The sequence below is a fragment of the Ruminococcus sp. genome (assembly GCF_024684275.1).
On sequence record NZ_JAIKXF010000010.1, the window covers coordinates 95,768 to 117,693 of the forward strand.

24 protein-coding genes are annotated in these 21,926 nt (G+C 41.4%); 19 read left to right on the forward strand and 5 right to left on the reverse strand.

The window, feature by feature from the left end; all coding sequences use genetic code 11:
• Nucleotides 1-6: 6 nt before the first annotated feature.
• The 13 genes from K5677_RS01320 (at nucleotide 7) to K5677_RS01380 (ending at nucleotide 10,790) form a co-directional block, all read left to right on the forward strand.
• Nucleotides 7-1,404 (forward strand): pyruvate carboxylase subunit B, encoded by a 1,398-nt coding sequence (locus K5677_RS01320; protein ID WP_296723776.1) that lies wholly within the window; start codon nucleotides 7-9, stop codon nucleotides 1,402-1,404.
• Nucleotides 1,405-1,416: 12 nt separating this feature from the next.
• A complete protein-coding gene (locus K5677_RS01325; RefSeq protein WP_296723778.1) occupies nucleotides 1,417-1,803 on the forward strand; it encodes an OadG family transporter subunit in 387 nt (128 codons plus the stop codon).
• Nucleotides 1,804-1,805: 2 nt separating this feature from the next.
• Nucleotides 1,806-2,207 carry a biotin/lipoyl-containing protein gene (locus K5677_RS01330; RefSeq protein WP_296723779.1) on the forward strand — a complete coding sequence of 134 codons (402 nt, stop codon included), beginning with the start codon at nucleotides 1,806-1,808 and terminating at the stop codon, nucleotides 2,205-2,207.
• 12 nt (nucleotides 2,208-2,219) lie between these two features.
• Nucleotides 2,220-3,440 carry a sodium ion-translocating decarboxylase subunit beta gene (locus K5677_RS01335; RefSeq protein ID WP_296723781.1) on the forward strand — a complete coding sequence of 407 codons (1,221 nt, stop codon included), beginning with the start codon at nucleotides 2,220-2,222 and terminating at the stop codon, nucleotides 3,438-3,440.
• A 108-nt stretch (nucleotides 3,441-3,548) separates the two neighbouring features.
• Nucleotides 3,549-4,310: an alpha/beta hydrolase gene (locus K5677_RS01340; protein WP_296723785.1), complete on the forward strand. Its 762-nt coding sequence runs from the start codon at nucleotides 3,549-3,551 to the stop codon at nucleotides 4,308-4,310.
• A 174-nt stretch (nucleotides 4,311-4,484) separates the two neighbouring features.
• On the forward strand, nucleotides 4,485-5,705 hold the full coding sequence (locus K5677_RS01345; protein ID WP_296723790.1) for a phosphoglycerate kinase: 1,221 nt from the start codon (nucleotides 4,485-4,487) through the stop codon (nucleotides 5,703-5,705).
• Nucleotides 5,706-5,834: 129 nt separating this feature from the next.
• Nucleotides 5,835-6,056, forward strand: coding sequence for a hypothetical protein (locus K5677_RS01350; protein ID WP_296723793.1), 222 nt, complete (start codon nucleotides 5,835-5,837; stop codon nucleotides 6,054-6,056).
• Nucleotides 6,057-6,074: 18 nt separating this feature from the next.
• Nucleotides 6,075-6,851 (forward strand): triose-phosphate isomerase, encoded by a 777-nt coding sequence (gene tpiA / locus K5677_RS01355; protein WP_296723796.1) that lies wholly within the window; start codon nucleotides 6,075-6,077, stop codon nucleotides 6,849-6,851.
• A 49-nt stretch (nucleotides 6,852-6,900) separates the two neighbouring features.
• Complete coding sequence (gene gpmI / locus K5677_RS01360) at nucleotides 6,901-8,421, forward strand: 2,3-bisphosphoglycerate-independent phosphoglycerate mutase (RefSeq protein ID WP_296723798.1); 1,521 nt, start codon at nucleotides 6,901-6,903, stop codon at nucleotides 8,419-8,421.
• 113 nt (nucleotides 8,422-8,534) lie between these two features.
• Nucleotides 8,535-9,572 (forward strand): FAD:protein FMN transferase, encoded by a 1,038-nt coding sequence (locus K5677_RS01365; protein WP_296723799.1) that lies wholly within the window; start codon nucleotides 8,535-8,537, stop codon nucleotides 9,570-9,572.
• A complete protein-coding gene (locus K5677_RS01370; RefSeq protein WP_296723801.1) occupies nucleotides 9,565-9,921 on the forward strand; it encodes a NusG domain II-containing protein in 357 nt (118 codons plus the stop codon). Before K5677_RS01365 ends, K5677_RS01370 begins: the two co-directional genes overlap by 8 nt.
• Nucleotide 9,922: 1 nt before the next feature.
• The gene (locus tag K5677_RS01375; protein WP_296723803.1) at nucleotides 9,923-10,423 is read left to right on the forward strand and encodes a Gx transporter family protein; all 501 of its coding nucleotides are present in this window, start codon (nucleotides 9,923-9,925) and stop codon (nucleotides 10,421-10,423) included.
• Nucleotides 10,424-10,562: 139 nt separating this feature from the next.
• Nucleotides 10,563-10,790 (forward strand): hypothetical protein, encoded by a 228-nt coding sequence (locus K5677_RS01380; protein WP_296723805.1) that lies wholly within the window; start codon nucleotides 10,563-10,565, stop codon nucleotides 10,788-10,790.
• Between the two features lie 29 nt (nucleotides 10,791-10,819).
• Here K5677_RS01380 and K5677_RS01385 read toward each other — a convergent pair whose 3' ends face one another.
• On the reverse strand, nucleotides 10,820-11,335 hold the full coding sequence (locus tag K5677_RS01385; RefSeq protein WP_296723807.1) for a cob(I)yrinic acid a,c-diamide adenosyltransferase: 516 nt from the start codon (nucleotides 11,333-11,335) through the stop codon (nucleotides 10,820-10,822).
• A 121-nt stretch (nucleotides 11,336-11,456) separates the two neighbouring features.
• Between K5677_RS01385 and K5677_RS01390 the strand changes: the two genes are divergently transcribed.
• The 3 genes from K5677_RS01390 to K5677_RS01400 all read left to right on the forward strand — a co-directional run bounded on the left by K5677_RS01390 (nucleotide 11,457) and on the right by K5677_RS01400 (nucleotide 15,955).
• Nucleotides 11,457-12,245 (forward strand): HAD-IIB family hydrolase, encoded by a 789-nt coding sequence (locus K5677_RS01390; RefSeq protein ID WP_296723809.1) that lies wholly within the window; start codon nucleotides 11,457-11,459, stop codon nucleotides 12,243-12,245.
• Nucleotides 12,246-12,429: 184 nt separating this feature from the next.
• On the forward strand, nucleotides 12,430-13,647 hold the full coding sequence (locus K5677_RS01395; RefSeq protein WP_296723864.1) for a 6-phosphofructokinase: 1,218 nt from the start codon (nucleotides 12,430-12,432) through the stop codon (nucleotides 13,645-13,647).
• 211 nt (nucleotides 13,648-13,858) lie between these two features.
• Complete coding sequence (locus tag K5677_RS01400) at nucleotides 13,859-15,955, forward strand: glutamine synthetase III (RefSeq protein WP_296723812.1); 2,097 nt, start codon at nucleotides 13,859-13,861, stop codon at nucleotides 15,953-15,955.
• A gap of 33 nt (nucleotides 15,956-15,988) precedes the next feature.
• Here the strand turns inward: K5677_RS01400 and K5677_RS01405 are convergent, their stop codons facing one another.
• The 4 genes from K5677_RS01405 to K5677_RS01420 all read right to left on the reverse strand — a co-directional run bounded on the left by K5677_RS01405 (nucleotide 15,989) and on the right by K5677_RS01420 (nucleotide 19,281).
• Nucleotides 15,989-17,542: a hypothetical protein gene (locus K5677_RS01405; RefSeq protein ID WP_296723814.1), complete on the reverse strand. Its 1,554-nt coding sequence runs from the start codon at nucleotides 17,540-17,542 to the stop codon at nucleotides 15,989-15,991.
• Nucleotides 17,532-18,038 (reverse strand): sigma-70 family RNA polymerase sigma factor, encoded by a 507-nt coding sequence (locus K5677_RS01410; RefSeq protein WP_296723816.1) that lies wholly within the window; start codon nucleotides 18,036-18,038, stop codon nucleotides 17,532-17,534. Before K5677_RS01410 ends, K5677_RS01405 begins: the two co-directional genes overlap by 11 nt.
• Nucleotides 18,039-18,131: 93 nt before the next feature.
• A complete protein-coding gene (locus K5677_RS01415) occupies nucleotides 18,132-19,019 on the reverse strand; it encodes a radical SAM protein (RefSeq protein ID WP_296723818.1) in 888 nt (295 codons plus the stop codon).
• Nucleotides 19,009-19,281: a hypothetical protein gene (locus tag K5677_RS01420; protein ID WP_296723821.1), complete on the reverse strand. Its 273-nt coding sequence runs from the start codon at nucleotides 19,279-19,281 to the stop codon at nucleotides 19,009-19,011. The genes K5677_RS01415 and K5677_RS01420 overlap by 11 nt, the downstream gene beginning before the upstream one ends.
• 172 nt (nucleotides 19,282-19,453) lie before the next feature.
• On the opposite strand from K5677_RS01420, the gene proC reads away from it, so the two are divergent.
• Genes proC through K5677_RS01435 form a run of 3 tightly spaced genes read left to right on the forward strand, consistent with a single transcriptional unit; the run spans nucleotide 19,454 to nucleotide 21,834 of the window.
• Complete coding sequence (gene proC, locus K5677_RS01425) at nucleotides 19,454-20,254, forward strand: pyrroline-5-carboxylate reductase (RefSeq protein WP_296723823.1); 801 nt, start codon at nucleotides 19,454-19,456, stop codon at nucleotides 20,252-20,254.
• A 50-nt stretch (nucleotides 20,255-20,304) separates the two neighbouring features.
• On the forward strand, nucleotides 20,305-20,892 hold the full coding sequence (locus tag K5677_RS01430) for a hypothetical protein (RefSeq protein ID WP_296723826.1): 588 nt from the start codon (nucleotides 20,305-20,307) through the stop codon (nucleotides 20,890-20,892).
• 18 nt (nucleotides 20,893-20,910) lie between these two features.
• Nucleotides 20,911-21,834: a DUF624 domain-containing protein gene (locus tag K5677_RS01435; protein ID WP_296723828.1), complete on the forward strand. Its 924-nt coding sequence runs from the start codon at nucleotides 20,911-20,913 to the stop codon at nucleotides 21,832-21,834.
• The last annotated feature ends 92 nt before the right edge of the window (nucleotides 21,835-21,926 follow it).

Consider the following 21,926-nt stretch of genomic DNA (forward strand, 5'->3'; position numbering starts at 1 on the left):
TTGTACATGAAAAAAGTGCAACTGACAGAAACCGTTTTGCGTGACGCCAATCAGTCATTGATGGCAACACGTCTGCCTTATTCGGATTATGAGGGTATCCTCTCCGATATGGACAAGGCAGGATATTACTCTATCGAGTGCTGGGGCGGAGCTACCTTCGACTCTTGTCTCCGTTATCTCGGTGAGGATCCATGGGAGAGACTTCGCAATCTCAGAAAGAATCTTCCCAACAGCAGACTCCAGATGCTTCTCAGAGGTCAGAACCTTCTGGGCTATAAGCACTACCACGACGACGTTGTAGAGAAGTTCATTGAACTCTCTATCAAGAACGGTATCGATGTTATCCGTATTTTTGACGCACTTAACGACTTCAGAAACATTGAAACAGCACTGAACGCTACAAAAAAGTATGCTACAGAAAAAACTATCGCTTCCGGCTGTATCTCTTACACCCAGAGTCCTGTACATACTGTTGATAAGTACATAGAGATGTGTAAAGAGCTTAAAACTATGGGCTTTGATACTATCTGCCTTAAAGACATGGCAGGTACAATGTCTCCATACGAGGCTGAGCATCTTATCAAGGGCATCAAGGATGCTATCGGTGACATGACACTTATTCTCCATACTCACTGCACAACAGGTATGGCTTATATGACACTTACAAAGGCAATCGAGTCAGGCATCGACGTAATCGATACAGCTACATCATGCTTCTCAGGCGGTACATCACAGCCTGCTACCGAGACTATGTTCTATGCTCTAAGCCAGTATTGCATTGAGTCCGGTCTTAATGAGGATATCATCAATAAGGTAAATGATTACTTTAAGCCTATCAAGCAGAAGTATATAGACAACGGCCAGCTCAATCCAAAGAGCCTTGCTACAGACGCTCAGGCTCTTGTATACAAGGTACCCGGCGGTATGCTTTCAAATATGATCGCCAACCTTACAGATATGCACGCTATGGATAAATTCGATGACGCTCTGGCTGAGATCCCGAAGGTAAGAGCAGACATGGGATATCCTCCGCTTGTTACACCTCTTTCACAGATGGTCGGAAATCAGGCTGTTACAAATGTGCTCGTTGGTGAAAGATACAAGAATATCTCAAAGGAGATAAAAAACTACATCAAGGGAGAGTACGGCAATCCTCCTGCACCTATTGCACAGGAGCTTGTTGAAAAGGTGCTCGGTGACAGTGAAGCTGTTGACTGCCGTATCGAGGATCAGAAGCGTACAGGTGAAGAATTCGCAGCTGCAAGAGAAGCTCTTGGCGATCTCTGCCGCAGTGAGGAAGATGTAATGAGCTACATCTGCTATCCTGATCAGACTGTCAAGTTCCTTAACGACCGCAAGGCTAAGGAAGAAAATGAAGCTGTTTACACTATCGAGGAAATGTAAGGAGGCAGAGGTATGTTTGATAATATGCTTATTTCTGCCGCAGCTGAAACAGCTGATGAGCTTTCTATCGGCGATGCTGCCATAACCGCCATTTTTGGATATTCAGTTGTTTTTGCAGGTCTTGTTATCCTGATGATCGTTCTCTATATCACAGGAGCTATTTTCAAGTCAAAAGATGCAAAAGCCAAGGCAGCCGCAGAAGCTGCTGCAAAAAAGTCTGCTCCGGCAGAGGCTGCTGAAACCAAGCCCGAGCTTCCGCTTGCACCGGGTTCGGCAGGTCATGTAAAGCTCTTTGACGTTCCGGATAAGGAAGCTGCAATGATAATGGCAATTGTTGCCGACAAAATGCAGAAGCCGCTCAATGAGCTGCACTTTATTTCCATTAAGGAGGTCAAATAATCATGAAATATAAAGTTACACTTAACGGTAAGACATATGAAGTAGAAGTTGAGCAGGGAAAAGCTGTTCTTCTCGATGAATATGAGGCGCTTGCTCCTGCACAGGCAGCTCCAGCTGCTCCGGCTGCCGCTGCTCCTACAGCAGCTCCCGCACCTGCAGCTGCACCAGCCGCTCCTGTAAATCTTGCAGCAGGTGAGACTGTAACCGCTCCTATGCCCGGTAATATCCTCAGAGTCGATGTTGCTCAGGGTGATACGGTAAAAGCAGGTCAGATACTCATCATACTTGAGGCTATGAAAATGGAAAACGAGATCGTTGCTCCTAAGGACGGTACTGTAGCTCAGGTCGTTACAAGCAAGGGCTCTGTTGTTGATACAGGTGCTCCACTTGTTGTTATAGCATAAGGGGGACAGAAAATGGACATTCTTGAAACCCTAAAGACCCTTTGGGAAAGCTCTGGCTTTCATAGCTTTCTCATTGAAGGCGGCTGGAAAAATCTCATAATGATCGCTGTTTCCTGCGTCCTTCTTTATCTTGGTATAAAAAAGAAATTTGAACCGCTTCTTCTCGTTGGTATCGCGTTTGGCTGTCTCCTTGTAAATCTTTCATACTTTACAGGCGGAGATACTTCTGATGCACTCTATCATGTTGATCTGTGGGATAACTTCCTAAATCACGATCACGCTGATTATCACAGCTACGGCGCTGTCATGCGTAACGGAGGACTTCTTGATATCCTCTACATAGGAGTAAAAGCCGGTATCTATCCGTCACTGATATTCCTCGGTGTAGGCGCTATGACAGACTTTGGTCCGCTTATTTCCAACCCCAAGAGCCTTCTTCTCGGAGCAGCTGCTCAGATGGGCGTATTCCTTGCGTTCTTCGGAGCTGTATGTCTCGGCTTTACAGGTAAGGAAGCTGCTTCTATCGGTATCATCGGTGGTGCAGACGGTCCTACAGCTATATTCCTGACAACACGACTTGCTCCACATCTTCTCGGAGCAATTGCAATTGCTGCATACTCTTATATGGCTTTGATCCCGATGATCCAGCCTCCTCTTATGAAGCTCCTTACAACCAAAAAGGAGAGAGAGGTAAAAATGGAGCAAAACAGAGTCGTTTCAAAGACAGAAAAGATCATCTTCCCGATCATTGTTGCAATGTTCGTAATCCTGCTTCTTCCTTCAACAGCTCCTCTTATAGGCTGTCTTATGCTTGGCAACCTTTGGAGAGAATGCGGAGTTACAGAGAGACTTTCCGACACTGTTCAGAACGCCCTCATGAACATCGTAACCATATTCCTCGGAATCTCCGTTGGTGCTACAACAGCTGCTGACAGATTCCTTTCACTGGAGACTATAAAGATCGTCGTTCTCGGTCTTACAGCATTCTGTTTCTCAACAGTAGGCGGACTTCTCGTTGGTAAGATCATGTATATTGTTACAGGCGGCAAGATCAACCCGCTTATCGGTTCAGCTGGCGTTTCTGCTGTACCTATGGCTGCCCGTGTATCTCAGATGGAAGGTCAGAAGGCTAATCCTTCAAACTTCCTGCTCATGCACGCTATGGGACCGAACGTAGCAGGCGTTATAGGTTCTGCTATTGCAGCAGGATTCCTCCTAGCTGTATTCAAGTGATATAAACTGAACACATTGCATATAAAGTCACGGCATTCAGGTGCCGTGACTTTTTTGTTGACAGTCGATCATAAATCCATTATAATTATGTCATAACGGAGGTTTGATATGAGTTATTTTACATTTGATAATAAAAAGATATATTATGAGGAGAATGGCTGCGGAACACCACTGTTATTCCTTCATGGCAACACAGCTTCTTCTAAAATGTTCACAGATTTCAGCCAACGATACACGGACAGTTACAAAGTTATACTCTTAGACTTCCTCGGACACGGAAGATCGGAAAGGTTATCGGAATTTCCTGCCGATTTATGGTTTTATGAGGCTCAGCAGGCAATTGCCTTCCTCAGGCATAAACATTATGACAAGGTTAACATTATAGGGTGCAGCGGGGGAGCAATTGTTGCTCTGAATGTAGCACTTGAGGCGTCCGAATGTGTGGACAAAGTCATTGCTGACAGTTTTGAGGGCGAGAAAGCTGATGAAGCCTTTGTAAAAAATCTGCTTTCCGACCGCAGTTCTTCGCTGGAAGATACAAATGCAAGGGTATTTTACTCCTATATGCACGGTGATGACTGGGAGCAGATCGTTCATAATGACACATCGGCTATAATCAGACACTCAAAAGAAACTGTGAATTTCTTCCACAAACCTATCAGCGATCTTAAAGCTAAGGTGCTGCTCACAGGAAGTAAAGGCGATAAGTTCATGTACAGTGTTGCACATGATTACTACGAAAAAGTATACGGTAATATGCTTGAAAAGCTGACCAATGGCAGTATGCACCTGTTTGAAAGCGGAGATCACCCTGCAATGATAACAAATGCAGACAAATTTTATGATCTCAGTATCGATTTTATGAGATAATACATGGCAATTTCAATATATAAAGCAGTTTTACAAAAAGTTTTCATGTTTATCATGAAAAATATTACGGAAACGCTTGCAAAATATTTCAAAATAGTGTAAAATAGAAATGTACGTTGTTAATAATATAACAACAGCTAAGAATGTATTTTATTACGAAAGGATGTCATACCAATGGCAGGATTAAACAAGGTTACTGTAGAAGACATTAACGTTAAGGGCAGAAAGGTACTCGTAAGAGTAGACTTCAACGTTCCTATGAAGGACGGCGTTATCACAAATGATAACAGAATCCAGGCTGCTCTTCCAACTATCAATAAGCTCGTTGAAAACGGTGCAAAGGTTGTCCTTTGTTCACATCTCGGCAAGCCTAAGAACGGTCCGGAGGCTAAGTTCTCACTTGCTCCGGCTGCTAAGAGACTTGGTGAGCTCGTTAAGACAAACGTTATTTTCGCAGCTGACGATACAGTTGTTGGCGAAAATGCTAAGAAGGCTGTTGCAAATATGAAGGACGGCGAGATCGTTGTTCTTGAGAACACTCGTTTCCGCGGCGATGAGGAGACAAAGAACGGTGAGCAGTTCTCTAAGGAGCTTGCTGACCTTATCGACGGCGAAGTATTCGTTATGGATGCTTTTGGCTCAGCTCACAGAGCTCATGCTTCAACAGCAGGCGTTACAAAGTTCGTAAAGGAAACAGCTGTTGGCTACCTTATGCAGAAGGAGATACAGTATCTCGGTAATGCAGTAGAGGTTCCTGAGAGACCTTTCGTTGCTATCCTCGGCGGTGCTAAGGTTGCTGATAAGCTCAATGTTATCTCTAACCTCCTTGAGAAGTGCGATACACTTATCATCGGCGGCGGTATGGCTTATACATTTATTAAGGCACAGGGCGGTTCTATCGGTAAGTCACTCGTTGATGAAGAGAAGCTTGACTACTGTAAGGAAATGCTGGCTAAGGCTGAGAAGCTCGGCAAGAAGATCCTTCTTCCTGTTGACACAGCAGTTGCAGCTTCATTCCCTGATCCGATCGATGCAGAGATCAGCGTAGAGTATGTTGACGCTGACAAGATTCCTGCTGACAAAATTGGACTTGATATCGGACCAAAGACAGCTGCTATCTTTGCTGAGGCAGCTAAGACAGCTAAGACTGTTGTTTGGAATGGTCCTATGGGCGTATTTGAGAACCCGACTCTCAAGAAGGGTACAGTTGCTGTATGTGAAGCTCTTGCACAGGCTGATGCTACAACTATCATCGGCGGCGGCGACTCTGCTACAGCTGCTATCCAGCTTGGTTTTGCAGACAAGATGAGCCATATCTCAACAGGCGGCGGCGCTTCACTCGAATATCTTGAGGGCAAGGTTCTCCCAGGCGTTGCAGCTATCGCTGAAAAGTAATCATATCAATAATAGGGCGAGTAGAGATATTCGCCCTTGATTGCTATTTGATAAAGTGAATGATCCTACAGAATATAATGTTTTTTGTTTGTATTATTCGCTTTGTTTTCCAATCAAGAGGAAATTATCATGAAAAATTGTAATTGCAATTGTAAATTTACAGAGGAAGTCAAGAAGAGTTCAACGGCAGTATGGCTGTTTGCTGTATGCAGCTTTTTTGCAGGTATCATCGTTGGATTTTTCCTTTCTCCTATAAAAAAGGGCATAAAGATAGGCTGCAATAACGGCAACACTACTTATGAAAAGGAAACAGAAGCACTTCCTTATTATGATGATGAATTAAAATTTTGATTAAAGGAGTTTATTAACATGAACAAGTCATTAAGAAAAGCAATTATTGCTGGTAACTGGAAGATGAACAAGACAAGACCTGAGGCTAAGGCTCTCCTTGAGGCTATAAAGCCACTCGTAGCTAACGCTGAGGGCAAGATCGAGGTTATCGCTTGCGTTCCTTTCACAAACCTTGAAACAGCTATCAACACAACAGCAGGCAGCAACGTAAAGATCGGTGCTGAGAACGTTCATTTTGAAAAGAGCGGCGCTTTCACTGGCGAAATTTCTGCTGATATGCTCACAGAGCTTGGCGTTGAGTACGTTGTTATCGGTCACAGCGAGAGAAGACAGTACTTCGGCGAAACAGATGAGACTGTTAATAAGAGAACTATTGCTGCTCTCGAAGCTGGTCTCAAGCCTATCGTTTGCGTTGGCGAGCTCAAGTGGGAGCGCGAGTGCAACATCACTGAGGAGGTTATTGCTCGTCAGATCAAGCTTGATCTCTGGTCACTTACAGCAGAGCAGGTAAAGAATGTTGTTATTGCTTATGAGCCTGTTTGGGCTATCGGTACAGGTCTCACAGCTACTCCTGATCAGGCTGAGGAAGTATGCGGATTTATCCGTGCTCAGCTTGCTAAGCTCTATGATCAGGCAACAGCAGATGCTGTAACGATCCAGTACGGCGGTTCTATGAATGCTAAGAATGCTGCTGAGCTTCTTGCAAAGCCAAATATCGACGGTGGTCTCATCGGCGGTGCTTCACTGAAGGCTGAGGACTTCAACGTAATCGTTCAGGCTGCTATAAACGGCTAAGATAGAAGGGCGGATTTTATCCGCCCAAAATTTTGAAAGGATAATTTTTATGTCAAAAAAACCTGTAGCACTTATAATTATGGACGGCTTCGGCTACAATCCCGATACATACGGCAACGCTATTGCTGCTGCTAAGAAGCCTAATTTAGATAAGTATTTTGCAGAGTGCCCAAATACTATCATCGGAGCAAGCGGTCTTGATGTCGGACTTCCTGACGGACAGATGGGCAACTCTGAGGTAGGTCACACCAATATCGGCGCAGGCCGAATAGTATATCAGATGCTTGTCAAGATTTCAAAGGACATCAAGGACGGCACTTTCTTTAATAATAAGGTTATTCTCGACGCCATGAACAACTGCAAGACTAAGGGCAGCGCTCTGCATCTTATGGGACTTCTTTCTCCCGGCGGCGTTCACAGCCACATGGAGCACCTTTATGGAATAGTTGAAATGGCTAAGAAGAACGGCCTTGACAAGGTATACATACACGCATTCCTTGACGGACGTGATGTTCCTCCGTCATCTGCTGCTGAGTATATGGAAGAGGCTGTTGCAGAGCTTAATAAGATAGGTCTTGGAAAAATAGCAACGATCTCAGGACGTTTTTATGCTATGGACAGAGATAATGCGTGGGACAGAGTTGAAAAGGCTTACGCTGCACTTGTTTACGGCGAAGGAGTCAAGGAATCTGATCCTGTACAGGCAATAAAGAATTCCTATGCTAACGATGTAACTGATGAGTTTATGCTGCCAACAGTCATCGAAGGCGGCGCTCAGATCAAGGCTGACGACAGCGTTATATTCTTTAACTTCCGCCCTGACAGAGCAAGACAGATCACACGTTCATTTGTTGATCCTGAGTTCAGTGGGTTTGAGAGAAGAAACGGTTTCTTCAACGTTAAATTTGTATGCATGGCTCAGTATGACGCTACAATGCCTAATGTTTCTGTTGCATATCCGCCTGAGCAGCTTACAATGACAATGGGTGAGTACCTTGCAAAGCTCGGCAAAACTCAGCTTCGTATTGCAGAAACACAGAAGTATGCACACGTTACTTTCTTCTTCAACGGCGGCGAAGAGAAACAGTTTGAGGGCGAGGATCGTATCCTTATCAAGTCTCCTGATGTTCCTACATTTGATCTTAAGCCTGAAATGAGTGCTTATGAAGTATGTGACGCTGTATGCGAGGCTATTGACTCAGATAAATATGATGTTATCATTCTCAACTATGCTAACTGCGATATGGTTGGTCATACAGGAATCTTTGACGCAGCTGTAAAGGCTGTTGAAGCTACAGATACCTGCGTAGGACGCATGGTAGAAAAGATACTTGCAAAGGGTGGCGCAGCTCTTATTACAGCCGATCATGGTAATGCTGACAAAATGATGGAACCTGACGGAAGTCCATTCACAGCACATACAACAAATCCTGTTCCTCTTATCGCTGTCGGCGTTGAGGGCGAACTTATCGAAGGCGGTGTACTTGCAGACCTTGCACCTACAATGCTTGATATTATGGGTGTTCCACAGCCGGCTGAAATGACAGGAAAGAGTCTCCTTAAAAAGTAATATCAAAAGCGGATCATAAGATCCGCTTTTTTGTTGCACTCGGTTTACTAAAATGGTTGCAAATGCTAACATTATGTGATATAATTAGCACAGTTTTAATTAGGAGTACATTTATGTCTTTGAGAAAAAATCTTTTTTTCACTGTAATTGCCGCTGTTTCAATGCTTTATGGCTGCACAAATAATTCAAAAAGTGATAAGAACATTTCGGTAACGCGTGATGTGTTTGCGATGGATACATATATGAATCTAAAAGCCTATGGAAAGAATGGAGAATCAGCTATCGATGAAGCTGAAAAACGTATCTATGAGCTTGAAAATGAGCTTTCAGCAACTTTACAGACCAGTGATATATGGAAAATAAATCATGCTTGCGGAGCAGAAACCGCGATAAACGATGATACAGCTTTACTTATTGCTAAAGCCTTAGATATTGGCGAAAGTACTCATGGAGCGCTTGATATAACAATTTTCCCTGTTTTAAAGGAATGGGGGTTCACGACAGGTAAGTATCATATTCCAAATAATTCCAAGATCGACAGTTTGCTTGAAAACGTCGATTACAGCAAGATAAAACTCGTAGAGAACAACGTTTCTATCCCTGAGAGTTCGGAAATAGATCTCGGTGCTCTTGCAAAGGGCTATACCGGCGATGAAATAATGAAAATATTCAGATCATACAATATTGATTCAGCGATTGTAAGTCTTGGCGGTAATGTTCAGGCTTTAGGCAGTAAGCCCGACGGCAGCAGCTGGAAAGTAGCGGTTCGTGATCCATATTCCCCCGAAATGGATATGTGTGTTGTAGAAGTAAATAACAAGGCAGTTATAACCTCCGGAAATTATGAGCGATTATTTACAGGAGATGACGGCAGCAGATACTGGCACATAATTGATCCTGCTGACGGGTATCCTGCGGATAATGGTTTTGTATCAGTAACAGTTATCGGCGAAAATGGTCTGAACTGCGACTGCCTTTCGACTGCGATTTTTGTTGCTGGTTTGGGCGGATATAAGGATATTATCAAGGATTATCCAAGCTATGATTTTGTCTTTGTGACAGATGATAAAAAAATACTTTATACCAGTGGAATTACAGATAAATTCCAAAACATCAGCTCAATGACTGCCGAGGTGATAAATATTGACTAAGACATTTAAGCTGCTTATAGCGGCGATAGCATTAATTTTTACTGCGTCTGTTATAGCAATAATTCTCGGAATGAAAAAGTCGGACAGTACTGATGTAGAGATCGTTCAGAATAACAAGATAATTTACAGATTAGATTTGTCAAAGGAAGAAAACAGAACCATCCGCGTCAAAAGCTCAGACGGAGGCTGGAATGATATTAAGATCGAAAACGGCGAAATATCGATCATAGATGCTGATTGTCCTGACAAGACCTGCGTAAAAACCGGGATACTGCGCTCTGAAAGCGTTCCAATTGTTTGCCTGCCTCATAAGCTCGTTATCAGATTTGCAGATAGGGAGAACAAATAGTATGAAAGCTCGAAAAATTGCCAGACTTGCGCTTTTGACAGCAATTGCTCTCATTATATTTATTATTGAACTGCAAATCCCGAATATTATCCCGATACCGGGGGTAAAGCTTGGACTTGCTAATATTGTCACAGTATATTCTGTTTATAAATATTCTGCAAAAGAAACAGCCGCAATAGTTATAATAAGAGTAATTCTCGGTGCTATTTTCGGAGGAAATATTGCTGCAATAATGTACAGTATGTCTGGAGCATTGCTGTGCCTTGCAGGTATGCTTCTGATAAAAAGAATAGTTCCGCTCAATTATATCTGGGTGAGCAGTATTTTAGGCGCGATATTGCATAATACGGGACAAATGATTGTTGCTGTAATTGTTATGCGTTCATTTGCTGTCATTTCCGTTTATCCGTTTTTGCTTGTTTCGGGCTGTATTGCAGGAGCTTTTACAGGATTATGTGCTCAATTCCTTATCAAAAGAGGAAGTCTGGAAAAAACGATTTGAAATCACATTTGGAATCAACTATAAGCAGCGCGGAGCCCGCGCTGCTTTTTCGCGCTGAAGTAAATATCCGCACCACTTTTTTGCTGCGATTGTTGCTATTTTCTAAATTATATGCTATAATACAATAGAGGTGAAAAAAATGAATCCAATGAATCTGCTAAAGCTGAAATCTCTTCTCGACAGATTTAAAGAAAATCACCCAAAGGTACCGCTTTTTTTCAAGGCAGCCGTTGGTTCGGTAAGAGAGGGAAGTATAATAGAAATTAAGGTCATTCCTCCTGAAGCCGACAGCAAGACTATAATAACAAATCTGAAGGTGAATTCCGAAGATATAGCATTATTTGAAGAACTCAAAGATATTACATAAGAAAAACTGCCGCATGACCGCGGCAGTTTTTAGTATTCTATGCCTTTTCTTGCTGAAACGCCTTTAGTGTAAGGGTGTTTTACTGCTGTCATTTCTGTAATATAATCGGCAGCAGCCTTCAGCTTTTCCGTTGGAGCACGTCCTGTCATTACGACTTCGCCTTTACTTATAACATTGTCAATAAAATAGTCAGCATATTCGATATCTATCAGCTTTTTGTTATATGCATCAAGGAATTCGTCAAGTATAAGCAGCTTGACTTCACCCTTTAAAAGTAATTCGGCAGCTCTTTTGAGCATTACGGTGTGCTGATGTGAAACGTCTTTGAGCTCCTGCTCATTCATTGCAAAAGTAAATTTATTGCATTTATCACAGACAAATACTTTGATGTTATCTGTATTATTTAAAACATTTATTTCGGATGAAGTTCCGTTTTTTAAAAACTGAAAGAATGCAGTTTTCATTCCTGCGCCGCTTGCACGCACAGACAAACCGACAGCAGCTGTTGTTTTGCCTTTTCCGTTTCCGCAGTAAATATGCAACATATTTCATCACCTCATATATATTATATCATTTTACAGTATGATTTGCAACTTCAAAATTTCTTGACAATGCCTTTGTTTCGTAATATAATGATTATTGTTAATTGATAAGGAGTGTTTTTTGATGAGATCAATAATATTTTTTGATATAGACGGAACTCTTGTGACCGAGGACGCAAGAGCAATAATTCCGCAAAGCACCTGTGAAGCTATAAAGCTTACGCGACAGAAAGGGAATCTCACTTTTATAAATTCAGGAAGAACCGCATTTAACATAAGCAGCAGAGTCAAGGAGCTTGGATTTGACGGCTATATCTGCGGCTGCGGAACATATATCGAATATAACGGAGAAGTGATTTTTTCAAGAACTATCCCACAGATAGAGTGCAGAAATATAGCTGAACTGATGAGAAAATGCAATGTAACTCCGGTGTATGAGCATTCAGAAGGCTATTTCTTCGATGATAAAGCTCCTATAACAGACGGACTTAAAGAATTTATGGAAGTATTTGTTGATTCGGGAATAGACATAAGCGGCAGAGTAGAGGACTATAATTTTGGATTTGATAAATTCGTTATTTGGGTAAATCCTGACAGTGACATGGAGCTTTTCAGACGTGAAGTTGGGAAAAGCTTCTCGATAATAGACCGTGGCGGCGGATTTTACGAAAATGTTCCTCTCGGATACTCAAAAGCAACGGGGATAGAAATGGTGCTGAATAAACTTGGCATATCGATCAATAATGCCTATGCAATTGGAGACAGCATGAATGACCTTCCTATGCTTGAGGCAGTACCTAACAGTATTGCAATGGGCGGAGCTGAGAGGATATATCCCTATGTTAAATATATAACAAGTAATATTGAAGAAGACGGCATAAAAAACGCGTTGTTACATTTTAATTTGATATAACTTTATGTATATTTACTGTGCAATAATTGCTGTTTTATTCAAATATTGCGCTTTTGTGTTGCGCTTTTTTGGATTTTATACTTATTGAAAAATACTATTCATCATGATATAATATAATTAAAGCCATAAGGCTAATATTATGGGAGGGACGACTTAGCATATCATGCTGGGTCAAGATACAAATATGAATATTGCAGTTGCACAGTCAGGAGGTCCGACCTGCGCGATAAATGCATCTTTGGCAGGTGTTTTCAATGCAGGTAAAAAATCCGACAAGATCAATAAGATCTTCGGCGTTCTCAACGGTATAGAAGGTATCATCAATGACCAGATGGTCGATCTTTCCGAAAAAATAGACAGCGATGTAAGCTATCAGCTGCTTCTCAGAACACCATCTGCCGTTCTCGGTTCATGCAGAAAAAAGCTGCCGAGCTATAAAGAAAGCACTGAGATATACGAAAAGATCACAGCTGTGCTTCGCTGGCGTGATATAGGTTTATTTTTCTATATCGGCGGCAACGATTCTATGGATACTGTTGCCAAGTATTCAGAGTATCTTCAAGCAAACAATATAGATGATATAAAAATAATAGGTATCCCCAAAACAATTGATAATGACCTCTGTGAAACAGACCACTCACCGGGATTCGGTTCGGCTGCTAAATATGTAGCTGCTACTGTTCAGGAGATAACCCGCGACAGTAATGTTTACAGTATACCGTCGGTAACGATTATAGAGACAATGGGACGTCATGCAGGCTGGCTCGCTGCTGCTTCATGCTGTATAAGAGCAAACGGGGAGAGCGCACCTCATCTGGTATATTTACCTGAAACAACATTCAGCATCGAGGGCTTTCTCAAAGATGTCAAGGAGCAGATGAAAAAACACCGTGCAGTTATCGTTGTTGTATCCGAAGGAGTAAAGACTGCTGAGGGCAAATTTGCCGCTGAGGAATATCAGTCAGGTCAGAAGGACGTATTTGGTCACAGCTATCTTGCCGGTATCGGAAAATTTCTCGAAAAACTTGTTGGCGCTGAGATAGGCTGCAAGGTTCGTTCAATAGAGCTGAACGTTATGCAGAGATGCAGTTCTCATATCGCTTCACTTGAGGATATACAATCAGCTGAAGCAATAGGAATGGCAGCTGTTAATGCAGGGCTTGAAGGAAAATCAGGCTGTATGATGACGTTTGTAAGAGAATCAAATATGCCATACAGCTACAGGATCGATACAGTAGACGCAGCAAAGGCTGCTAATACTGAAAAATTCTTTCCTCGCGAATGGATAAATGAAGAAGGCAACAATGTTCTTCCGCCGGCATATGATTATCTAATGCCGCTTATACAGGGCGAACTTCATGCAATCATGAAAAATGGTATGCCGCTTAATTTTGTAATATAATATATTATCCTCGGAGCGATCCGAGGATTTTTATTTTAGCATGGCAAAATATACTTTTTTTACCTTTGAGGCACATATATTTTGTATCAAGAAGAAAAACTGCATCGCCCGAGTATAGGTTATATTGACAAATTAACACCATAGTGGTATAATTGATTAATATAATGGAGTATTGTATTTAGGAGCGTTAATGCTCTGAGGAGGAAAGAATATGTCAGTTAATATCCCCGAGATTTTTGCCTGCAATGTCTTTAACGAGGAAGTAATGAAAACAAGACTTCCTAAAAATGTTTACAAGGCATTAAAAAGAACAATGCAGAACAATGAGCCCCTTGCAGATATGGAAACAGCAGATGTAGTTGCTAATACTATAAAGGAATGGGCTATTGAAAGAGGCGCCACACATTATACCCACTGGTTTCAGCCAATGACAGGTTCTACAGCTGAAAAGCACGATTGCTTTATTAATCCGGCTCCTAATGGTATGGCTATCATGGAGTTCTCAGGTAAAGCCCTTGTAAAAGGCGAACCGGATGCTTCATCATTCCCATCAGGCGGACTCAGAAGAACAAGCTCGGCAAGGGGATATACCGCATGGGATCCTACTTCATACTGCTTTGTAAAAGAGGGGAGCCTCTATATTCCTACCGTATTTGTATCATATACAGGCGAAGTTCTTGATAAAAAGACTCCGCTTCTCCGTTCAATGCAGGCTCTCAGCAAGACAGCAGTGCGCTTCCTAAAGCTTTTCGGAAATGATAAGGTTACAAGAGTTACTTCTACTGTCGGTGCAGAACAGGAATATTTTCTTATAGATAAGAAGAAATTTGATCAGCGTGAGGATCTTATCCTTACAGGCAGAACTTTGTTTGGTGCAAAGCCGCCAAAGGGACAGGATCTTGATGATCAGTATTTCGCAAATCTTCGCCCGAGAATAGCTGCTTATATGGCTGACCTTGACGAAGAACTCTGGAAGCTTGGCATCTACTCCAAGACCAAGCACAACGAGGTCGCTCCTGCCCAGCATGAAATGGCACCTATTTTTACTACTTCCAATCTTGGTACAGATCAGAACGAGCTTGCTATGGAGGTAATGGAGAAAGTCGCTTTAAAGCACGGTCTTGTATGCCTTCTTCACGAAAAGCCTTTTGAGGGTGTAAATGGCTCAGGTAAACATAATAACTGGTCTATGTCTACAAATGATGGTCAGAATCTTCTTGATCCGGGCGATACTCCAATGGATAATCTTCAGTTTCTTACAATACTCTGTGCACTTATCAAGGGTGTTGACGAGTATGCCGATCTTATGAGGCTTTCTGCTGCTTCAGCAGGCAACGACCACAGACTTGGTGCTGACGAGGCTCCTCCTGCGATCGTTTCAATGTTCCTCGGTGAAGAGCTTGAGGCTGTATTACAGGCTATTGAGGACGACGGCGAATATAAGACAAAGACACGTACATTCAAGATAGGCGTTGACGCTCTTCCTTCGTTCCCAAAGGACTCCACCGACAGAAACAGAACATCACCATTTGCATTTACAGGAAACCGTTTTGAGTTCAGAATGGTCGGTTCTTCCGATAACATTGCTTGCCCTAATGTTCTTCTCAACACTATCGTGTGTGAGGAGCTTAGCCAGTTCACCGAGATACTTGAACCATTCAAGGGCAAGGATAACTTTGATGCAGAGGTAAGAAAGCTTCTCAAGAGCGTTCTCAAAGATCACAGAAGGATCATTTTCAACGGTGACGGATACTCTGCAGAATGGGTCAAGGAAGCAGAAAAGAGAGGACTTCCTAACTACGCTTCTACTGTTGACTGTATGCCTCACTATACAGACGAAAAGAATATTCGTATTTTCCGTAAATTTGAAATATACAATCAGAATGAGGTAGCTGCAAGAACTGAAATTCATCTTGAGAAATATTCCAAGACAGTACGTATTGAGGCTCGTACTATGGTGGAAATGGCAAGAAAGCAGCTTCTTCCTGCAACTATGGAGCACGTTCAGAATCTTTGTGAGGCTATCGCTACAAAGAAACAGATAGGATTCACAAGCAACACAGATGAAAAGATCGCTAAGAAGCTCAACGAGCTTGCTGACCGCTTCTATGATTCGATAGAGCGTCTTGAAGCACGTATTGCTGAGGCTAACGCTGTTAAGGAGATACAGGCTCAGGCTGAATTCTTCCATGATAAGGTTCTTGCTGAAATGGATATCATGAGAAGCATTGCAGACGAGATAGAGCTCAATATGCCAGCTTCAAAGTGGCCTATTCCTGCATATTCAGAAATTATTTACAACGTATAATTTAAAAGCCGTCCATTTGGACGGCTTTTAATATTATTTGATGCTTTTTACAGGTAAGAGCGGATATTTTACCGAGTTTTTAGAATATGAGTGATTTAATGCATGGCCTGTAAAATCGACATAGAGATCATCAAGATCATCTGCATTTGCGATAAGAGAAATTTTAACGTGAGTTTCTCCGCCGGCAGGTATATTGATACTGTTTTTCGAACCTTTATTGTCAGTTTCAAGCGACAGGTAATCCTCAGAAGCTATTTGATCATGATTAAGAAGGCAACTTCCTTCTTTTTGGCTTTTTACCCTCCAGTTATACTCCCATTCGGGAGCTTTTAAAAGATTAGGGTGGATACAGTAGCTATCTTTGCGGTTTTCAGAATCATCATATATATCTTCACTGCCGACATTTTTATACGTTAGGCTGAGAACTATGATCTTCTTTTGAACTACTATTGTTTCTGTTATCTCGTCGAGAGTATCAATTCCGTCACCGATAGTACCATACTGGTATGTCTCGTCTATCTTTCCGTCCTCGCTGAGATATCCACTATAGTCGGCAGGCATACCGCAGCCGTCCGTGTAAATATCGTCAAAATTATCCTGAATCCATGCATCGTTGATAGTTATCTCGACATTGTTTCCGAAAGCATCTTCATCATATACAGTATCACCTACACTGACTATGTTAAAATCGTCAGCACTTTTGCTGCTTGTCGCAGCCTCAGCAATAGACGTGCCTGATGTTTTTTCTCTTTGGAACCTTATTCCTGCGGTCTGTTCTCCGGAGTTTGCCAGCTTCATACCGTCAATAATACTTTTAACGTCATCATCGGAAATATCACCGGTAAAGAAAAGCTCAGCAATAAAGTTTGTTCCCTTGAAGTGTATCCACGCTAAACGCCCGAAAGACTTTGTATCTTCCAGACCTAAATAGGCATTTTCCTGACGTTGGAAAATATATGCTGTTTTTTCATCGTTGGAAACATCGTCAAGCTGAACTATTCCCCCTACCTTTTCTATCATAGGCGTTGTGGCTGAAACACGGTAATAACATGAGTCAAATGTACCGCCCGGGGCTGTACCGAAAGCGTTCTTTACGATTCTCATACTTTTGTCATATGCGCCGTCAGGAAGCCATGTATAGTCTATGTCGTATTTATTCTCATCATTTGCTTCTTCATCGGTAGGTGTAAATCTCAGGATATACTGGTATTTGCCATTCTTTTCAAGCGTGAGCACACCTGCCGTTTCATCGGGAGCTTCTGAGAGCTTTTCGGGAGTAGTAACAGTCTGTGTCACTTCCTCAGACTCATTATTATCTGCCTCAGCCATAGGAGCTGAAGCAGGAAACGTCCTTGAAATGGCATAAACTGATACAGGCGCGCCAATAACTACAGCTGCAGCCGCCGCTACCATTCCGATATATCGTCTTTTTATATAGTTCGTTTCCTTTTTCATAGTAAAACCTCTCTGTATGTTCACCCTTTGAAGTTCATACCTCACGGAGAAATCATGCTTTCTGGTCGATGAAAAAGCCTCGTCGATTATATTGTCCCATTCTTTTTCAGAAGGTAAGCCTTTATTTCTCATTGTCGATCTCTCCTTTTGATCTTAAACGCTTTTTTGTACGTTCAAAGCGTTTTCTTACATTTACTTCTGTGAGGGATAATTTTTCAGCAACTTCCCTCCATGACAGTTCATCAACACACCGCAGAGTAACTATTTTTCTGTCAGTTTCACCCAATCCGCCTAGAATTTCGTTTATTGAGGGCTGATCAGAATAAATAAGAGTTCTGTCTGCTATTTGTACAGCATTATCAATAGGAACTTCCTCGTTATATCTGCGTTTATTCTTACGATAAATGTTTATGGAAGTACTTTTTATGACCTTAACGATATAAGCCTTAGTTTTATCGCTTGTGCATTCATTTAATCTGGCAAGCCTACGCATTATACGGATAAAAGCATCAGATACGGCGTCCTCGGCAAGCCCTTCGTCGTGTAAAACAGCATATGCAATACGGTACATAGGCTGCTCGTATACTTCATAGAGCTTTTTCAGCTTTTCAGATTCATCGTATGTCATTTTATCACCTCGATTGAAACGTTTCATAAAATATAACACATCAGGAATAATATTTGTGACATCGTAAAGAAAAAAGCTCCGATCCGGAGCTTTTTATATTCCCGAAAGGTCAAAATCAGGAACATATTCCTGTGAAGCAGAATTTTTGTGCTGCGTAAAACCGTTTATGCCAAGCTCGGCTGCAAGATTTACAACGCTGTTGTATTCCATTTTTGTAACTCGGCGTTTGAGCTCTGGAAAATCATCAGAAATAAATTCAAATGGAGTATATTGGTTCATTATGCTGACGAGAACATTATCCGTTGAGGTGTTTTCGGCTATCCATTTGATTATGCTCATTGAGTCATGCCTGTGAGAGGGGAGTACCATATGACGTATTATAGTACCCTTTATAAGACCGCCCTCATTATTGAATTTAAGATGACCTGTCTGCTTTGACATGGCAAGCACAGACTCAGAGGCTTTTTCAAAATAGTCGGGAGCATTTGAGTATTTCGCAGATATTTCAGACGAGTAATATTTTATATCGGGGAGATAAATATCGATATAACCGTCAAGCATTTCAATGGTTTTTACCGATTCATAGCCTCCGCAGTTATAAACTACAGGGATAGAAAGCTTATTCTTTATCATATCAAGCGCTTTTATAATATTCGGGACGAAATGAGTAGGTGTAACAAGATCAATGTTATCTGCTCCACTGTCCTGCAATCTAAGAAATATCTCGCTTAATTCTTCATTGGTTATCTCTTTTCCGAAAAGTTCATTGCTTATTTTATTATTCTGACAAAAACAGCAATGCAGGTTGCAGCCTGAAAAGAAAACCGTTCCGGCACCGTTTCTATAAGAAATACAAGGTTCCTCCCATTTGTGCAGCGAAGCTCTCGCAACTATAACGCTGTTTCCTGCACCGCATACTCCTTTTTGCTTTGTCCTGTCCGTACCGCATTCCCTCGGACAAAGCCTGCACTCATAATTCATATTCATCTTCCTTATAATCTCTGAAATCAAAATTTTCGGAGGTGGCAGTACTGTTCAGAAGTTCTTTTGCACTTACATTATTGTTTATGCAGTACATAGCTGCACAAGCAAGAAAGATACTTTTAGATATTCTGTTCTTTTTGCAAAAATCCGTTATGAGCCTGTCTTCATAAATACTTGCTCTGCAAGAAAGGCTTTTATAATAGATAACACTGTTGGAATAACGTGTTATTATGTTGTTCTTCGGTTTCTTTCTGTCCATTTTTGCTGCCTCCGTAGACTAATTAATCTAATTTTAGCACCGTAATAATAAAAAGTCAATAAATGCCGCAAAAAAACGCCGATCAACCTTTAAAAGCACAAAATTTTCACTTGCTTTTTTGTATAAAGTGATGTATAATTAATAGTGCATTATTACATAAGGAGCTATAGCTATGATGAATATAGGTTTTATCGGTGCAGGCAACATGGGCACCGCAATAATGAAGGGTATCTCAACAAGTACTCTTGGAGCTGAGGTAAAGCTTTTCGCATTTGATCCATGCACAGAAAAGCTTGCTGCTCTTTCTGAATACAGAGTCAGCAGCTGTTCATCCGAGAAGGAGATAATGGAAAACTGCAAATATGTTTTCCTTGCCGTGAAGCCACAGATTATAGAGAGTGTGCTTGAGGCAATATCCGAACACACAACAAATGACACTGTTATAATCTCGATTGCCGCAGGTATCGGTGACGAATTTATAGCAAAAAAGACTATTCCGGACGCAAAGGTTGTTCTTGTTATGCCGAACACTCCTCTTCTTTTAGGCGAGGGAGCTTCTGCACTTTCAAGAAACGAGCGTGTAACAGACGAAGAATTTGAAGTTGTTCTCAACATCTTCAAGATATGCGGAAAAGCAGCGGTTATCCCAAAGGATAAGATGAAAGAGATAATTGCTATAAACGGAAGCAGCCCTGCGTTTATCTATCTCTTTGCAAAGGGATTTATTGATTACGCAGCTTCTGTGGGGATTGACAAGGCAGCTGCTGAGGAGCTCTTCACCCAGAGTCTGATCGGCTCTGCAAAAATGATAACAGATTCCGGATATTCCATTGATGAGCTTATAAAAATGGTGTCATCTCCCGGCGGAACTACTCTTGCAGGCCTTGACAGACTTTACGAGGGCAATCTTACAGATGTAGTAAAGAATTGCTGTGACAGCTGTACAAAGAGAGCATACGAGCTTTCTAAGTAAGTCTAAAATATTTTTCATGCGCATATAATCATTTGAAAGGAATGATGTGCATGAAACAAATAAGTACGTTCAACACTAAAAAAGACCGGACAAGCCTGGTTTTTTACATGATATTCATTATCATTGGCATCGCAACGGGAGCAATTTTTGCTTATAAAAGTCATTTTTCGGCTTTTATATGGATAAATCAATGTCTTTTCACTATGTCTTTTCCGCTGCGTGACTCAGTGAATACTCTTTTATCGCTTATTATTTTTTTAGGTGCTGCTTATCTATCCGGATTATTTGCTTTCGGACAAGTTTGCGGATTTATTCTGCTTATTTACAGAGGGATCGGTATTGGCGTATCAGCTTCTCTGATGTATGCCATGTATGGAAAATCAGCTATCATACCTGTTATAATAACATTTTTACCAAAAGCGTCTGCTGTTGTCTTTATTGCTTCTGTAGCTATAAGGGAATCTGTTCGCAATTCAAGAGCTATCTTTGAATTCTGCATAAGCGGTTATGACAGCAGCGAGAAAAGTGTAAGTTTTAAGCTGTATTGTCTGAGATTCATCGTACTTATTATTTTTTCAATATTAATTTCTGCGGCTGATGGTGCTTTAGTTCATTTTTACTGCTCTTTCAGCAGATAGAAAACGGAGGAATATTAATTGGGCATTTTTTTCAAGGATTATGTCAGTGCAGGCTCAGGCATAGCCAAAAACGCTCCTAAAAAGAAGGGAGCAGCACTGTTTTTTGATATACTGGGCAGAAAGTTCTGGAAGCTTCTGGCACTGAATTTTATTTATATGCTGTTTTTTACACCGCTTCTGTTTATTCTGATCTCGGTCGCTGTTTTCAAAAACAGCTATGATGCGTTTAGAATAGCATTTATTATTCTATTACTTGTATTTGCGGTATTTATCGGACCTGCTACAGCGGGAATGACAAAGGTCATAAAGGCATTTGTGATCGAAAAGCATACATTTATATGGCGCGATTTCTGGGGTGCCTTCAAGGAAAATTTCAAAAATGCTGCAATAATTGGTTTTGTTGACTGTGTTATATTTGCATCAGCGTTTTCTTCGCTGCAGGTCTATCCGGCTATGGCGATCCAGACAGGTTCTAAGATAATGTATGTACCTATGGTGATAGCGTTCAGCCTGTTCATTGTTATATTGATAATGAATTATTACATCTTCCCTATGATGATAGCGACAACATTATCTCTGAAAAACCTGTTAAAGAACTCATTTGCTCTTGCTTTTGTGGCGTTGAAGCAGAATTTCCTGATTTTCATTATTTCTCTGCTGATATTAGCTCTTATGGGAGTGCTTTTATTCTTTGTATTTCCTGTATTTATGCTTCTTCTGCCGTTCTTTCCGGCAGCATTCCTGCGTTTTATCAGCTGCTTTATATGCTATCCCGTGATTCAGAAATACGTTATAAATCCATATTATACAAGCATAGGCGAGATAAACCCTGAGCTTGTCGATGAAACACCTGATGAGGACGAGCGTATATTTGAGGATATGGGCGGAAAAGAAAAGCCTATTGAAAAACGTTCAAAAGGCAAGGGAAAAAGAATATCATAAGAAAACGGTGCTTTTGCACCGCTTTTTTATTTTTTTGTGATATATAAGGTATTTTCTTCGTTTTATATATGAAGTACTTCAAAAGCAGAAAG